This window comes from Paenibacillus sambharensis, from assembly GCF_003233845.1.
In the GTDB taxonomy this organism is placed as follows: domain Bacteria; phylum Bacillota; class Bacilli; order Paenibacillales; family Paenibacillaceae; genus Paenibacillus_I; species Paenibacillus_I sambharensis.
Genome location: NZ_QKRB01000037.1, coordinates 1 through 16,024 on the forward strand (window position 1 = coordinate 1; position 16,024 = coordinate 16,024).

Sequence of the window (16,024 nt, forward strand, 5' to 3'; positions counted from 1 at the left end):
CTCGTCATGTTCACATGACGAGAGACTCCCCTTCTCTTCTTTGATCCTGCTTTGTTAATCCTGCGGCCAACCGCCCCACAAGTGCCCAACATGCCCATCGGGGTCACGGAAGGTGAAGCTGTATCCGCCCTGCGGCTTGTAAATCATCTCACCTAGTTCCGCTCCCTTGTTCTTCAGCACTTCATAGGCATCGTGAATATTGTCCACCTGCAGCGATATAATCGGCTGAAGCTCACCCCGGCTGTTCGTGAATTCCAGCCTCGGCACCACCGGACAGCGAATCAGACCCAGGCCGACTCCTCCAACATTGAGCCAGGCTTCTTCGTCACCGGGTGTGTATGTGAATGTGAACGGAATGCCCAGCACATCCTTGTACCACCTGAGGGAAGCATCCACATCGCGGACTGGCAACTGAACGACCGCATAATTAGTTACGTTGACTGTCATTGTATATTCCTCCTGCCATTCGGTTCTCACCCCATATAACGTGAGCGAATACCAATAAGAAACGGGTCATCTAGATATGTTGGAACATTCCAATTAAATGGCCGTTTGGGTCCCGCAGGGTAAAGGAATAATGGCCGTGCTCCCCGGTTACCTTCTCAATCGCAACGCCTTGAACGGCGAGACTGAGGTATGCACGGCAGATCATCCCGGCATCGCCGCTTCGAAAGCCGGTTACGAAGGACTCGAACAATGCGGCAGGCATTTCCCCTCCGGCCTGTCTCCTCGCCTTGCCGCCTCGCGCGATGGCATTCTCGTCAGCATCAGCAAGGGCGTGCACGCGCCTGCGCGCCCGCCGCAGTCCTTCCTTCACCGCGCCTTCTGTCATGTGCAGCAGCTTCGCTGACTCTGAAGCGGTGAAGGCGAACGCATCGATCAGGATGACCAGCACCATCTGTCTGGGGTTAAGCGACTCAGCAAGCTGCTCCAGCAGCTCCCGGGCCAGCCATTCATTCATCGTGAACGATGCAGTCTGGTGGTATTCCTCATCGAATGCCGTATCGCCCTGCCGCTTCCGTTCCATCCGATAGCGGTCGATCCAAGCATTCTTCGCAATCCGGAAGAGGAACGCCCGGCTGACCGGCCGTTCTGGAGCCTGCCGAACGGCATGCAGAACCTTGGCCAGCACCTCCTGCATCAGGTCATCCGTATCCCAATCGTTACCGGCCAGAGAACGGCAGTAACGAGTCAAATCAGGCAGATAAGGCTCTGCCTTAGCTAATTCGTCCGGCATTGTCATCCCCCTTGCGTTCGAACTGTTGGCTTAATTATGCCTCGACGCTTAGCGCCAGCTCCACAGCACGCCGGGCATGGATGGCAGTCGTGTCGAACACAGGTACCTTGCTGTCCTCTGGTCTGACCAGCATGGCAATTTCCGTACACCCCAGTATGATGCCTTCCGCTCCGCGCCCGATTAATCCAGTGATAGCTTCCTTAAACAGTGCCCTCGAATCGTCCTTCATAACGCCAAGACACAGCTCTTCAAAGATAATCCGGTGGACTTCATTTCTCACTTCCTGTTCGGGCACAACCGCTAAGATGCCAAATCGCTCCTGCAGCCGGTCCACATAGAAGGATTCTTCCATCGTAAAGCGTGTGCCGAGCAGCCCGATCTTCTGAAGCTTCGCCTGCTGAATGCTGGCCCCGGTTGCATCCGCGATATGAAGCAGCGGCAGGCCGCTCTTCGCTTCAATGTCGTCCGCCACCTTGTGCATCGTGTTCGTACAGATCAGGAGGAAATCTGCCCCTGCTGCTGCGAGCCTCGCTCCCGCTTCTCCTAGGATCTCTCCCGTCTTGTCCCATTCGTTCATATGCTGCAGTCTCTGAATTTCATCAAAATCGACCGAATACATGACACACTTGGCGGAATGCAGGCCTCCAAGCCGTTCCTTGACCGTTTCGTTGATTATTTTGTAGTACAGCGCCGTAGATTCCCAGCTCATACCGCCGATCAGTCCGATTGTCTTCATGCAGGCCACTCCTTCCCTGACTCAAATGCAAACTTCTATATTTGGTATGTAAAATAAAACCACTCCCTAATTGACGGAGTGGCTGCGTACGCTTGCTGTGTTCTTCAATTTTAACATCTTTTGTTACTCGTGTCGTTCCAGCTTGCGGAGGATAACGAAATTCAAGGTAAGGACGCAGAAGATAATCGGATATAGCAAAGCAGAGTAGCCCAGCTTCCAACCGCTGTAATAGAAATATCCCGATTTCACAGAAGCCCATTCATACAGCGTGATAAAGGCCGCCCAAGCCAGGATATAAATGACTTTGACTATTACTTTCCCGCTAAAGGGGAAGAAGTTTAGATAGATCGTATTTACTGCAGGAAATACTCCATAAAACACCAGCAGCTCCTTAAATTCTGGTCCTTTATCAAAATAGCCGTACAAATCATATTTTTCAATAAGGTAATAATCCGTAATCAGCTGGAATACCGAGGCAAACAGAAGAGCACTGTATATCTCTGCCCTTGTCATGTTTTTGGGTATAAAGAACGCAATCGTATTAAATACGATTATGGAAGCAATAAGAAAGGCCATGTTGGTTCCCCTTTTATGTAGAGATCATCAACCCGTTGTACTATACCCGATAGCCTTGTTTTCTCTAAGGATGGATTCAATGCCCTTGACATACTCTCTCTCACATTCAACTATAACAATGATTAAGGGCAGGACTCTCTTTTCCTTCCTGTACCCGTTCTTCGTGAATTTAATGATGCACAAATTCCACACAAGGCCGCATAAGAAACCAATAAATGCCGCAATAAGCCCCCATATAATGGGCCCCCATTCCAGCTTAAATCCAATGCTTGTTCCTACCACGCCGAAGGCTGTTGCCAGTGCCAGCGCCTTATCTACGAAGGAAACCCCATCGGCATCATGAAGCGAGTTAAAAACCTTCATGTTTTCATAGGTTTCATCAACAGGAACAACCAGAATATGTTCCTTGGTTACCCCCTCCTGCTCCAGCTTCGACAAAGCCAGCTCCACAGAAGGAGAATGTTCAAATAACGAGAAGATTTGCATCATTTTGTTAGCCGGCTCCTCTTGATCTCGAGCTTGTATTTCTGGTAAGCGCTCTTCAGATAGTTCCGCTGATCCCAAATGTAGAGCTTGTTATTCTCAACTGCATTCGAATACGCATCGTACATGGCAAAACCATATATGGAGGGCAGAAATAACAGCCATTCTTTATCGAAGACAACGGTAGCTTGCCCAAGCTCACCCATGAAGATATAATTCATTCCTTCAGCAAGATGTGAAAAATAAGTGATCACAATCATCCAGATTAATATAAAGGATGCTGTTACAATACGATGAAGGTATAGCTGTCCCATGCCAGGCATAAGGAAAGACCAGACCATCGCCGTGAAAGGTTTGCGTCTATCCAGATAGTTGATTTCCAGCGGACTGATCACAAACGAATTTATGCGATGATTTTCCCTCTTGGCCAGCAGTGTAACTTTGTTCATATCGATGGTGGTCCGGTAGCTGTCCCATATTCCAAAAAAATAAGTCGGCAAATATAACATGAGCCAGCGTGTGTCAAGAACCTCTTTTGCTTTATCGAATTCGCCTAAGAAGGAATACACAATCCCCACATTAATGTGAGCATTCAAATTAATGACCATTTCCCAAAGGAACAGCGCCATGCCCCTTAAATACTTGGACAAAAGAAGATGCCCGAACCCCGGAAAAGCCATAGACCACCATGCAACGATATAAGGGTTCCTTAAATGAAACTGTGTGGTACCTATTTGGCTTACATGAGCTAGATATCTTCTGGCCGTATTATCATTGTTGTAGTTTTTCAAGTGTGGAGTCCTCACCGGTTAAGATTTATGCTTTCGGTTATGTTTCCCAAGCGGTTCCCTTACCATACTGAAAAAAGGCCATCCCCCGCCACTTCCATGGCACAGGAACAGCCCTTCTTACCAACTTGATCATCTTATTGAGATTGAGCCAAATCACTAACCAGGTTTCTCATCCACCTGCGGGAATAGATACGGATGCAGCCGACGATAAAGCGGGCTACCTCCTCCAGACAGATGATGAGATAGACGAGGTAGACAGGCTGCTTCCAGACCAGTGCCAGCAGCAGGCCGGAAGGGACGCCTATAAGCCATGTTGCGGTCGCTTCCATGCCGAATACGAACTTGCTGTCCCCTCCGCTGACCAGAATACCGCCCGCCATAATCATGTTGGATACCTTCACCCAGAGGAATCCAGCGAACACCATCACGATATAGGTGCCCATCTGTGCCGCTTCCTCCGAGATGTTAAACGCCGATACATACAGCTGCGCGCCCGCCGCTATGATGGCTCCAATGACCAGCGAGATCACTATGCCAAGACGAATGAAGCGTTTGGCGTGGTTAAGGGCAGTGTCGGCTTCGTTCGCACCCAGACGGTTGCCGACCAAGACGCCGGCTGCACTGGCGAGACCCGACAGCAGCCCGATGCAGAGCCCTTGCAATGGGAAGGTGATGGTCATCGCCGTCATTTCCAGCGTTCCCATGCGGCTGTAAATGATCGCGTATGCCGTCTCGCCGAGCACCCAGACGAGTTCAGTCAGCAGCAGCGGGAAGGTCGTAATAACAAACTTGTTAATGAGCGGTCTTGGAATGATGAACAAGTTCTTCAGCCCCACCGCTCCCGGCAGACGATAACGATACACAGCGCCAATGATTAGCAGGCACTCAAGAATTCTGGCAATAAGGGTAGCAATGGCCGCACCCTGCAGGCCGAGTTCAGGTGCCCCCAGGTTGCCGAAGATAAGCAGGTAATTAAGGACAACATTCACGCCAACCGTAATAAAGCTCACGTACATCGGCCACTGGGCATGACCCGTGCTGCGCAGTATTGCGGAGTACATCATCGTGAGCATGACTGGCACAAAGCCAAGTGACATGATTTGGAGGAAAATAAACCCCTTGTCAATTACATTGGCGTCTGTGGTGAACATGCTAAGGAAGAGCGGCGAGTCGATGAATACGGCTGCGGAGAACAGGAACGTAAACGTAAATCCCGCAATCAGCCCGAGACCCAGCACCTGGGATACGCTCTTGGCGTCCTTGCTCCCCCAGAATTGGGCAGCAAAGATGGATACCCCGGTTGATAAGCCCGCCAGTACGACTGCGATTATCCCGTATATCTTCGTCGACATTCCCACTGAAGCGATCGCTGTATCCCCAAGCTGTCCGACCATCAATTGATCAGTAAGGTTAAGCAGTGCCATCAGCAAGCTCTGAAGCGTAACCGGTACAGCGATTTTAAACACACTTTTGTAGAAACTATCCTTCTCTGACATGGATCTTCACAACCCCTATGCTTTGATTTTTACAGCTCCCATGTCCGTTCATCCAAGCATTCTATGACCCCCATGGCGGCTATATCACTTTCTTGTAGCGCATCAGCGTATAATTATCCTTAGGCTGAATATCTACCACCTTGAACTTCTTCGCAAAGGACAGCTCCTGGTACCCGTCCCCGTCCACCAGCGTAATATTCGAAGCGCCCCCGATGATGATGGGCAGCTGCATCAGTATAATCTCATCGACCCGGTCCTGATTGACCATATGCCAGTTCAGGAAGCCGCCGCCCTCTACCATCAGGTCGGTAATACCGTAATTCTCCTCCAGCAGACGCTCAAGCTTCACGAAATCTACCTTCTCGTCGCCGCAGATGATGCAGTCCTTGCCCATTGCCCGGATCTGGCTGATCTTGTCCTCGTCTCTCCCTTTCTCCGTCGTGACAACAATCGTCCGCCCCGTATCGGAGAGCACATTGCAGTCCAGCGGGATGTCCAGCGTAGCCGTAGGAATGATGCGGATCGGATTCTTGTTCTCTTCATACCGGTTCGTAAGGAACGGATTATCCGTCAGAATCGTATTTTTACCAACCATAATGCCCTGCACTTTCCCCCGGAATAGATGTATGAATTCAATATCCTGGCTGGAAAATAGCGAAAAGAGCTCTTTGCTCGAATTACCTGCGCCCAAAGTAAGCTTACCGTCAATGGAAACTTGACTGAATATCGTTGTTTTCATATGGCTTCTCTCCCGTCTCTCTATTAGCTTCGTACAGTGCTTAAAGATTCCTGGATAGTTCGCTCGATTGCTCTCAATGCCTGCTCCGGGCTGCCTGTAGGCAGCTCATTCAGTCCCGCAATCAGCGCTCCCCATACGTGGAGCATGAAGGGCTCAATCGGCATCGGACGCGTGTGCTCCAGGCAGGATAAGATCATCCTCTTACTCGGCGAAGCAGACGCGGCCAGGCGGTTCAGCGCCTCTTCACGAGCCGGAATCCGCTGTACCTGGTCTGCCCACATCGTCTGGCATTCGTCGCTCAGCATGAAGTGTGTGAAGGCCAAGATGTGCTCCCGCTCTTCCGATGACAGCGATTGATTCGGGTAGATCAAGCCGATCGAAGAAGACATGGACAGCGCCTGGCGGCCTTCTATGACTGGAAGCTGGCATACCGCAAGCTGGTCACCCATGTGCTTGTCGAGATGGTTATAAATCCACTCGCCGCATATAATCGCTCCCACCTTGCCGTCAATGAACTGTTCCAGAAGGGCATGGGAGCCATCCAGACTTGCAAGCACGCCCCGGTCCATACAGTCCTTAATGAAATGCAGAGCCTGCTTCACCTCGGGCGACACAACATTCGGCTTGTCAGCCTCCACAGGCCATCCGCCGAATGCCGAGAGGAACGGAATCATCCAGAAGCTCTGCTTCAGATCGGCCGCGACCGGTACAATGCCTAGAGCAGACAGCCGCTCTGCAGCCTCCTCGAACGCTTCCCATGCCGTAGGCGGATTGGCGAAGATCTCCCGGTTGTAATAGACGACCAGATGATTGCCCCGCAGTACCGGAACACCATACTGAACACCATTCAGCCTCATCGTTGCAAGCACATCCTCGGTCAACGCATCCGCGAACATCCCCGCCGGCACTTCGGAGTACAGCCCGTTCCCGGCATACGAAGCCATATCGGCTGGAACCAGCGCCAGATGCGGACCTTGTTGCGTCTCCTTAATCTGGTTCAGACGGTCCGTCAGCTCCGTAATATACATGACTTCGGGGGTCACCTGAACGCCATGGCGCACGGAATAGAGCCTGCAGATCTCCTCCAGCACTTCGATCGAGGTATCTCCCGGACCATCGAACTCATGCCATAATACGATTTCAGTCTTGTTCTCTTCCATCACAGTCTCACTCCCTCAAATTCATCGATTATCTGTTGTTTACGAGCACCAGCGCCTGATTCGGCGCAAGCAGCAGGCTGTCCGTTATCTGTCCTGTGCTGCTTCCTGTTAAGGAGCTGTCCAGGATTACGGTCATTGGGCCGCGGCCTGGTACAGAAGCCTGCAGATCAATACGGGAGACAGCATCAGCGCTTAGATTGAAGCAGCAGAGCAGCGTCTGACCGCCGCGCAAATATCCGTAAAGCAGCGTATTCTCCGGTGATTCCGCCACGAAAAAGTGTTCCGGCTTGATAAGATGAAGCCAATTCTTCTTCAAGTCACTCAGCTCAGCCAACAGCGGAAGCATCGGGTTGTCATTTGTCCAATTGATTTGCATCACATTGAAAAATGCGCGCGGAATGTCAGCGCCATCCGTGTTATCGCCCAGCCCGCAGTTCAATGGCTGCTCTTCGTTCATCTCATAGCCGGTTGTCACGTATGGAATCGCATTGGGCAAGAAGTGATTGAATACCGCCATCATTCGGGCAAGCCCGACGCCGCCGCGGCTCATGATCCGGGGGGTGTCCGCTGTTTCGGCACAGGCAAACACGTGAATGCTCAGCTCCGGCAGCTCCTTCAGGAAGGTATCAAGATTGTCCTTCGTAATCCGGGTCATGACATTCCAGCCGCTGCCAAGCATAATGTTGTAGCCGGTGGCGGCCGCTTGCCGGTGGTTTCGGTTAAATAAATCTTCGCTGATCAGTATTGCATGCGGGTTAATCTCTTGGATGGTGTTGAAAATACGGGTCAATAGCGGGATCGGAAGCGTATGTCCGATGTCGATGCGGAAGCCGTCAATGCCATACGTTTCGAGGTTGAATCTGACCGCCTGCTCCAAAGCATCCCACAGCTCCAGATTCGGCTCTTCTCCCGGATAATAGTTGCACTTGATCGTATCAAACAAGACATATGGCGCTTGATCCGGTTCGACGAGCTGCCGGACCTGCGGGGACAAATCCTTATAGAGGCGCAAAAAAGTGATATCTGTCCATATGGGCTGCACATCATTAATCCAATCCGAATGTGCGGGAGAGGTCGTTATACCCATCTCCTGCTCCACTAGTGTCAATATGTCTTCACCTGTATCAGCAGCGCGCTTCTGCAGCTCATGCCACAGGAGAGGATTTAATACATTCGGCGGCTGCGAGAACTTCTGCAGAAACGCTGCCGTATCCCGGCTGCGGTAGACGGTCTCCAGCTTGTCAGGCGTACACTCCTCGAAGAATCCAAGCTCAGGAATCGGCGGCGGGGCAAAGCCCTGCAGTTCATCGGTCTTGATCCAGTACACCCAATCCGGATGTTCAGCGATGAACTCGCTGTTTCTTGCCGTGACACGCGGGATAAAATCGACAACAGTCTTAATATTAAGCAGATGACAGGCCTCTACCAGAGCGCGAAGCTCATCGTGAAGCGTGAAGCTCTCCATCCCGTCCAGCAGGCTGTCGTGCAGGTTCTCGTCCAGCCGGAATAACGATTGCACCGCGTAGGGCGACCCGATCTCTCCCTTCAGGTTAATCTTGCTGTACTGGTTGACCGGGAGCATGTACAGGATGTTGACTCCCATTCTTTTAAGCAGCGGCAGCAGGATACAGAACCGCAGGAAAGTGCCCGACTCGATTTTCCCGTCATGGTTGTAATCCCAGGCTGTGGAATAGCGGACAAGTGAGGAGTAGATCGCACTGTCATCCAGATCCGTGCGTTCCTTAAAGGGATACCTCCACGATAGCTTGCTCATATAGTGCAGATGCTCCGTCATAAAATCATAAGGATGAACGCAAATCTCGTTATCCTGTTCGCAGAGAATGCGCTCATATCCGCATTCGTTCCAAACAGCAGGTATCCATATCGGCTCAGCGTCTCTACCTCTGCATCCAGCCATATAATCCTGGATCTGGTTCAGCTTGCTTACTGTGCTCATCAGCAGGTCTCACCTCACTCAATGAAATCCTTACGTCCAAGGGGCAAAAACCGTCTTCAGGGTTTCACCCCTTACCTCCCCCATGGAATTCAAATCATAGCCGAGCAGCTCATTAATCGCCGCCTCATACTGATTCAGCCGAACCTTCCGGGTCACCAGCTTGCCCAAATCAGGTGTACCAGCCGCAAATTGCAGAGCTTCCTCAAACATATAACGGTACTCTCCTGCCCCAATAATCTTGATGGCGTTCTGGACAAACTTGGTGGGAGAGAAGGTGTACTGGTACTTGGCGTTAATACCGAAGGGGACAATCCGCCCGCCCCGCTCGATCCACTGCTCCGCCGTTTCCAGCTGATTGCCCACCGTATCGATAATAAGATCGAACTTGCGGCCCGAACAGATCTCGTGCACAATACCCTCATTTAATTGGGAAGGTGTCAAAGCATAGTCGGATATCTCTCTCGCAGCGGCAAGCCGGTAAGGGTTAATCTCCGTTGCTGCGGTGAGCGCTGCTTTCGACCGGCTGACCATCTGGCACAGCAGTCCCATGGGGCCTGATCCAAGAACGAGCACCTTATCGTCTGGCGAAATCTCTGCCTCATGGAAGTTGTGCAGTACACAGGCAAGCGGCTCAATCATTACGGCTGTTTCCCAGCTCATATCGTCTGGAATGGGGTGTGCAAACGTTTGAACTGTAATGAAAAAAAAAGTGAACGTGCCATTTCGGTTCAATCCGGCGATAGGCATACCCTTCCCATCGGTGCCCGTACACAGATGAGGCTGCTTCTTCCGGCAAAAATAACATTCTCCGCAGCTCTGGTTGGGATCGATCACCACACGGTCACCCACCTTTACGCGATCAACAGCACTGCCAATTGCCACAACGGTCCCTACTGCCTCATGTCCCCGGATAATTCCCGGGATTCCTTCCTCCTTGCCGGTTATAACCGCCAGGTCCGTTCCGCAGATTCCCGTCATCTCAATCCGGATTTTAACTTCGTCAGGCGCTGCAATCTGCGGCTCTTCCGTTTCGCACAGCTCTAGCCTGTGATTGGACGTCCACACAAGCGACTCTACCACTTTTTACTCCCCCTTCCAGTACTTCATATAAGTTCTTGAAGTTTGACCAGAATATATCACAGCACCTATGTCGAAGTAAGGAAATAATTGTCGTCAACTGTTAATAATTAACTTTGTAATATAAATATCACATTTGTAAGCGTCACTATCTCTGCCCAGCACTCTACATCCCCTTGAAAGCGCTAATATTTATTGTCGGTTTCTGTATACAAAATGCAAATATGAACATAATAATATTTCTGTAATGGTTCCACCTTGCCTTTCACAAATAAAAAACGCGCAGTAGATTTGCGCGCTAATGAACCATCTGTCCACCGAACGGTTGGCTGCAGCTCCGTAGGTATGTTCACTTGAGCCCTTGCTCTCTAACGGCGGGCTAATTCTCTCCTGTTGGGGGCATGCGGCGGTTCTTCCAGCCATCCTCTGGCAATTAATATATCTGCTCCGTCCTTCCCATACTGCAGGATCTCGGGTATAAGCTTTAAGTATTCGCAGTTCAGGTCAATCCTCGTGGAAACCGATAGGGCGTGGCCGATAAAGTTTATCCCCTGCGTATTCAGCATCGTAACAAGATTTAAGATTAACCTATCTGAAAAAGGGGAGACGGTTGACGTTGTTACCTCCGAATTTACCATGATCGACCCGATCAGGTCTTCTTTAATCAATGTACCATTTAAATACTGAATCTGCTTGTGTGCTAACTCTTTTCCCTTAATTAAATATTGCTGAATAACCTCATCCTTCGTTACTTGAATGAAAGCTGTGAGCAGCACCAGTCCGAAGTAGTTTCTTTCAATGTTGAAGAATATTTCGGATAGCTCAAGCACGCTCAAGGGGCGCTTCTCTTCCAGCCACTTGGATAAGAAGCCTTCTTTCTTGTGTATATACTCAACATGGTCCGGATACGGAATCATCGGCGGGCGGTCATAGATTCCTTTTGCCAGCAGCAGGCTAATCGACTCATTATATAGCTCCAGGGTAGACTGCAGACACTGGGAGAAGAAAACCCGAATATCTTCGCGGGCTACATTGGATACATAAGACGCATAGTTTACAAGTCCCATGCGGCTCATCCCGTAGGTGTAACTCAATGGATAGAGGTCAAAGAATAATGGCGGGGCACTCAGATCAATATCTTCATCGGAAAACCCCTCCGGGATTGGAAATCCTTCCTTCTCAAAAATATCCCTGATTTCTCTCATATGAGTCTCGGATAGCTCCAGTGCCCTCTTAACGATCGGCTTAACGTCTGCACTCTCTGCATGATGCAGGAAATGCTTTGAAATGCATATCGAAAGGCTGTCATTGATGTACGTCGCCCATAATCCCGCGATTTCCGTTGAGGAGAGGCCTACAGTATGGTCCACATTCATTTCATTTACCCCTTAAGCATCATTTGCTAATGAGTATGTGTTATCCCGAAGGGCCTTATACACGGTGCAGCACACAAAAGAAGGTGCCCAAGTCATTGGACACCCTCCAGTTCATCTAAGTTACACTACGGGTTAACAGGCTGCCAAGGGCCCCACTGGCCGGTTGTACCTGGCTCCTGGCCCTGCGTCCACCACTGCGCCTGCCACAGCTGGCCGTTGTGAGACACAATTTCATTCGTATACACTTTGCTTGCATCCCAGGCCGGATAATGATTACCGTGATCCCCTGGATCAGTTGGATCTGTCGGGTGAGTTGGATGGCCCGGATCAGTTGGATCTGTTGGGTTTGTCGGATCTGTTGGGTCTGTTGGACTGCCTGGATCGTCTCCGATCAGCTCCCAAACCTCATGGGTACCCGGTTCCTGTCCGCGTGTCCACCATCTTGCCTTCCATACCTTTCCCTTATGGAGCACGACTTCTCCTTCAAGATAAGGACGAATGGATACCCACTGCGGGATATCGCCGAAGCGGTCCGGATCACCCGGGAAGCCTGGGGCCGGAACCGTCGGCTGCGAAGGATCAATCGTCAGGTTAACGTCGATGACTTGGTAGAAAGCATTAACAGTGTCGAAGATATCCCATACGGCTACGATGACATAATAGCCTTCCCGGTCGTTCGGGATGAAGCAGTCGTTATAAACCTTCATCGGCGGAAGCGCGCCATGATCCTCGTAACGGCAGAACAGCTCAAGGTCCTCGCGCTTCAGCGGAGAATTCGGATCCCAGCCTTTTCTCGTGATGTAATAATCCCAGGTGTTCGTGCTGTGGTTGGCCACCATGTCCCAGCGGAACGTATGAGGTCCGCCCTTCATATCAATCTTGGTCCAGCGGTCCTGTGTCTGTTCATCAAGAGCAGGGAATGCGCCGCCGCCTCCTGCAATCTGACCATCAGGAACACCGATTTCCGGAAAATCACCGCGCCCTTCGATGCTCCACGGCTCGTACATAACAGGACCGCAGTTCTTATTGACTTTGTCATAACATAAGTCAGAACGGCTATTCTCCACCCAACCGTGGGCAGATGCCCGATCTGCGAGCAGCAGTGAACATGCGATAACCATGAACATGGCACCCGCCGTTAAGACCAGCAGCTTAAGCTTGGGCATCTTGCTTGGAACCATAACTTGATCCGTCATACTAATTCCCTCCCATAACAATTATTAGGCTTGGACAATTTCAACACAGCACTCCATCTTGAAAACGCTACCACACCTTTCGATCAAAAAAATACCTCTCCTTAGACACCACTATCGGTCCCAATTACGAAAACAACCACCCCCTTTCGAAAAGCCCCCTATTCGGGATCTCAAGGTGTAACCTGTTCTCACTTGGTGATAGAATAGAGAGTTCTCTGCAGCATTGAACGCGTGTTCAGATTTCTTCATGAGGATATACAGAGGAACTTCATGCAGCATAGGACACGTACGAAGGATAGGAATCTATCAACTCTTAGAACTGTGACTTATATAACAATAGCATAACCGTAAATTACCAGTTTTGTCAACAAGGGAACAAAACGTTGGGGCAACCGCCTAGTTGGCGACTGCCCCCTCATCTGTTTTATTGTGCTTTCTCAGCAAGTCCTTGCTTCAAGCGATCCAGCTGCAGCAGATGATGACGGAAATGCATCTCAACAAGCCGGAACCACTCCTCCGCACACAGCCCCCCAAACCGGGGATGAGAAACGGTATGCTGCTTGGACGCTTGTTCGAGCGCCGGTTCAACGTCCTTCATTCGCTGGATGACCGTATGTAAACCTTCGATGAGCTGCTCTTTGCTATCCGGCTGCGGCGGTGTATATTGAGCGGAAGACGGAACCTGAATACGAATGGGCGGGAAGCCTCCCTGGGTAAATATAGATTTGCCAATCTCGGTTTTCTCATCTGAAGAAAAAACGGGTTCCTTGCTTATTGCCAGGCACTGGTCCAAATTACGCAGCTGCATATGGAGTGCCGAGTTAATGAGGTGCTGAACCATCTGGCCGATCGACCATTCCTCATCGCTTGGCTTCTGCTTCAGCTGCTCCATGGTGAACGGATCAAGCTCACGAATATAATGTGCCGCCGTTTCCTCAAAGCGCTGCAAGACTTCCGTTGTTGTCATCATCTTGTCCCGTAATCTCCTTTAATCGTTATTGAGCCCAGTATACAAAAACGCTACTGACACCGTTATGTCAGTAGCGTTTTAGCACTTTTTTCAATTCATCTCTGACCCGGCTCCGGAAGGACTCCGGCTCCAGCACCACGACACCGCTTCCCCAGCCAAGCACCCACTGCAGCAGCTCCTCCGGCTGCCGGACGCGGAAGGTCATCAGCAGCCCCTCCGGCTGTTCTTCTATCGTCTCGGTATAGAAGCTGTTCGCCTCCCTCACCTTATCGGCAAGGTCCGGCTCGACCCAAACGCGGACGCGAACGTTGCGGTCATCCGGAGGCTTGTAGGCATCCAGACGGAAATCGGCCGGAAGGGTGAACTTGGCTTCCAATTCGATAAGCTCTGTCATCCTGGACAGCCGGAAATGACGGAGCTCTTCGCGCAGTTCACACCAGGCGATCAGTATCCATGATCCCCGCACCAGCACAAGTCCATATGGCGCAGCTGTACGGACACTATGACGGTTCCCGTCGGCTTCAGCGATACGCTTGGAATAGCGGAACCTGATTTTCCTCTCCTCCAGTATCGCCTGGCGAATCACATTCAGGTAGTCCTTCTCCTGAAGCCGTTCTGCCTCCTCAGCGGTTGTCAGCAGACGAAAGCTGCTGCGAATCCGCTCCGCCTCCCCGCGAATGGGCTCCGGCAGGATCGCTTCGATCTTCCCTCTGGAGGCACGAGACTTGCTGCCGTAGTGGGCATCGAACCACTGCTCGATAAAATCAGTCCCGATGAGCAGCGTTACCGCCTCTTCCACCGTGAAGCTTACAGGCGGCAGGAAATACCCCTCCATAATGGAGTATCCCTGCCCTGGTGCTCCTATCACGGATACTCCTGCTTCACTTAAGGCCTGAATATCTCTATAGATCGTTCTCACACTGGTCTCAAATTTGGCTGCCAAATCCTCGGCTCGCAGTACTTTGCTGCGCTGCAGCTCTAACACAATGGCTAGCAACCGGTCTGTCTTGTTCATACGGCTGGCACCCTCTCCCAAGGGAATGTTACATCGACCCTATATCCCGTTTCAAACTACATCCGGGTCCGGCTCGCTCTCCGGCTTATCCTCGTTTGCCCTTAATCGTATTTTCCCATATTTTACAATGATAAGGAATAAGGAAAATAGCAGAAAGAAGGTTGCCGACAGCTGCTAGAACCATCCGAACGACTCCAGGAAGAACGCCCTAGTAGCATCCATGATCTCTCTCAGCCGGTCAGGCGCCACGAATCCCCATATGACAAAACTCCTTGCAGGTATATCATGTTACCGTTACCTTTCCTCAAGGGATCCAAAATAATGAATTGGAGATTCTCATGAAGCATTCGTACAAGCATGATCTTGCAATCCGTCATACCTTATATTAACTGACCCAAAGGAGGGAACGTTATGAGCAGTCTCAACAAAATTGACGGGCCTGTAGTGATCGGAGGGGTTGGCGGCAGCGGAACCCGGGTTGCTGCAGAGCTGCTGAAGCGTATGGGTTATTTTATGGGGAGCAGCTTGAATTCAGCCAATGATAACGTGGATTTCGCTAATCTGTTCTTTAACTATAACGAAGGAACCTACCGCAGCAAAATAACAGTACAGGTAATTGACCAGAAGCTTCATGAGTTTCAGCAGCGCATGCTTCGTTCTGCCTCATTGCAAACTTCGAAGTATACAGGTTGGGGATGGAAGAATCCTCCGACCCACATTTACCTTGATTATCTGAGCCATTACTTTAGCAATATGAAATATATATTAGTCATCCGTAACGGGCTTGATATGGCTTACAGCCGAAACCAGAATCAGCTTCGTAATTGGGGGAGGTTCTTTCGTGTTCCGCTGCCAAAGTCGCCTGCTCTTCTTCCAAGGGCAAGCCTCACGTACTGGGTAAAGGCTAACCGGAGAGCTATCGACTTAGGCAGCAAGCTGCTTGGAGACCGGTTTATTATCCTGCGGTATGAAGATCTCTGTGCACATCCGGCAAGAGAACTCCATAAGCTAGTGAATTTCCTGAACCTTGACCTGGGAGCTGTCTCTATGAATGAACTGCGCAGCCTGATCGTTAAGCCTGCATCCATGGGAAGATATAAACACCAGGACTTAAGCCTATTCACCAGCAAAGACATCGCATCTGTTCGTCAGCTCGGGTTTGAGGTGGATGCACAGTATGTGCCATAAAATATCCGGCCGTCATAAAGACGCTGC

Annotated in this window: 16 protein-coding genes; 1 reads left to right on the plus strand and 15 read right to left on the minus strand. The window is 50.7% G+C overall.

Translation table 11 applies throughout. The features are described 5' to 3' along the window. Positions 1-54: 54 nt before the first annotated feature. From DNH61_RS06685 to DNH61_RS06755, 15 genes are all read right to left on the minus strand, one after another. Positions 55-447, minus strand: a complete 393-nt coding sequence (locus DNH61_RS06685) for a VOC family protein (protein ID WP_111145895.1) — start codon at positions 445-447, stop codon at positions 55-57. A 70-nt stretch (positions 448-517) separates the two neighbouring features. Next, positions 518-1,237 carry an RNA polymerase sigma factor gene (locus DNH61_RS06690; protein WP_181438609.1) on the minus strand — a complete coding sequence of 240 codons (720 nt, stop codon included), beginning with the start codon at positions 1,235-1,237 and terminating at the stop codon, positions 518-520. Positions 1,238-1,271: 34 nt separating this feature from the next. After that, a complete protein-coding gene (locus tag DNH61_RS06695; protein WP_111145897.1) occupies positions 1,272-1,973 on the minus strand; it encodes an aspartate/glutamate racemase family protein in 702 nt (233 codons plus the stop codon). Positions 1,974-2,096: 123 nt separating this feature from the next. Beyond that, positions 2,097-2,549 carry a CBO0543 family protein gene (locus tag DNH61_RS06700; protein ID WP_111145898.1) on the minus strand — a complete coding sequence of 151 codons (453 nt, stop codon included), beginning with the start codon at positions 2,547-2,549 and terminating at the stop codon, positions 2,097-2,099. A gap of 27 nt (positions 2,550-2,576) precedes the next feature. After that, positions 2,577-2,987 carry a hypothetical protein gene (locus DNH61_RS06705; RefSeq protein WP_245947979.1) on the minus strand — a complete coding sequence of 137 codons (411 nt, stop codon included), beginning with the start codon at positions 2,985-2,987 and terminating at the stop codon, positions 2,577-2,579. A gap of 47 nt (positions 2,988-3,034) precedes the next feature. Continuing rightward, positions 3,035-3,823, minus strand: a complete 789-nt coding sequence (locus tag DNH61_RS06710) for a hypothetical protein (protein ID WP_111145899.1) — start codon at positions 3,821-3,823, stop codon at positions 3,035-3,037. Positions 3,824-3,957: 134 nt separating this feature from the next. Continuing rightward, a complete protein-coding gene (locus DNH61_RS06715; protein WP_111145900.1) occupies positions 3,958-5,319 on the minus strand; it encodes an MATE family efflux transporter in 1,362 nt (453 codons plus the stop codon). Between the two features lie 79 nt (positions 5,320-5,398). Beyond that, positions 5,399-6,058, minus strand: a complete 660-nt coding sequence (locus tag DNH61_RS06720; RefSeq protein WP_111145901.1) for a RibD family protein — start codon at positions 6,056-6,058, stop codon at positions 5,399-5,401. Positions 6,059-6,081: 23 nt separating this feature from the next. Beyond that, on the minus strand, positions 6,082-7,218 hold the full coding sequence (locus DNH61_RS06725) for a sugar ABC transporter substrate-binding protein (RefSeq protein WP_111145902.1): 1,137 nt from the start codon (positions 7,216-7,218) through the stop codon (positions 6,082-6,084). Positions 7,219-7,246: 28 nt separating this feature from the next. After that, complete coding sequence (locus DNH61_RS06730) at positions 7,247-9,175, minus strand: alpha-amylase family protein (protein WP_111145903.1); 1,929 nt, start codon at positions 9,173-9,175, stop codon at positions 7,247-7,249. Positions 9,176-9,205: 30 nt separating this feature from the next. Beyond that, on the minus strand, positions 9,206-10,255 hold the full coding sequence (locus DNH61_RS06735) for a zinc-dependent alcohol dehydrogenase (protein ID WP_111145904.1): 1,050 nt from the start codon (positions 10,253-10,255) through the stop codon (positions 9,206-9,208). 365 nt (positions 10,256-10,620) lie between these two features. Further along, the gene (locus DNH61_RS06740) at positions 10,621-11,628 is read right to left on the minus strand and encodes a DUF3231 family protein (RefSeq protein ID WP_111145905.1); all 1,008 of its coding nucleotides are present in this window, start codon (positions 11,626-11,628) and stop codon (positions 10,621-10,623) included. A gap of 125 nt (positions 11,629-11,753) precedes the next feature. Beyond that, positions 11,754-12,824, minus strand: coding sequence for a lytic polysaccharide monooxygenase (locus tag DNH61_RS26965; protein WP_111145906.1), 1,071 nt, complete (start codon positions 12,822-12,824; stop codon positions 11,754-11,756). A gap of 424 nt (positions 12,825-13,248) precedes the next feature. Further along, complete coding sequence (locus DNH61_RS06750; protein ID WP_111146045.1) at positions 13,249-13,791, minus strand: DinB family protein; 543 nt, start codon at positions 13,789-13,791, stop codon at positions 13,249-13,251. A gap of 70 nt (positions 13,792-13,861) precedes the next feature. Further along, a complete protein-coding gene (locus tag DNH61_RS06755) occupies positions 13,862-14,809 on the minus strand; it encodes a helix-turn-helix transcriptional regulator (RefSeq protein ID WP_111145907.1) in 948 nt (315 codons plus the stop codon). A 411-nt stretch (positions 14,810-15,220) separates the two neighbouring features. On the opposite strand from DNH61_RS06755, the gene DNH61_RS06760 reads away from it, so the two are divergent. Beyond that, entirely contained in the window at positions 15,221-15,997 is a 777-nt protein-coding gene (locus tag DNH61_RS06760) for a sulfotransferase family protein (protein WP_111145908.1), read from the plus strand. Positions 15,998-16,024 lie beyond the last annotated feature (27 nt).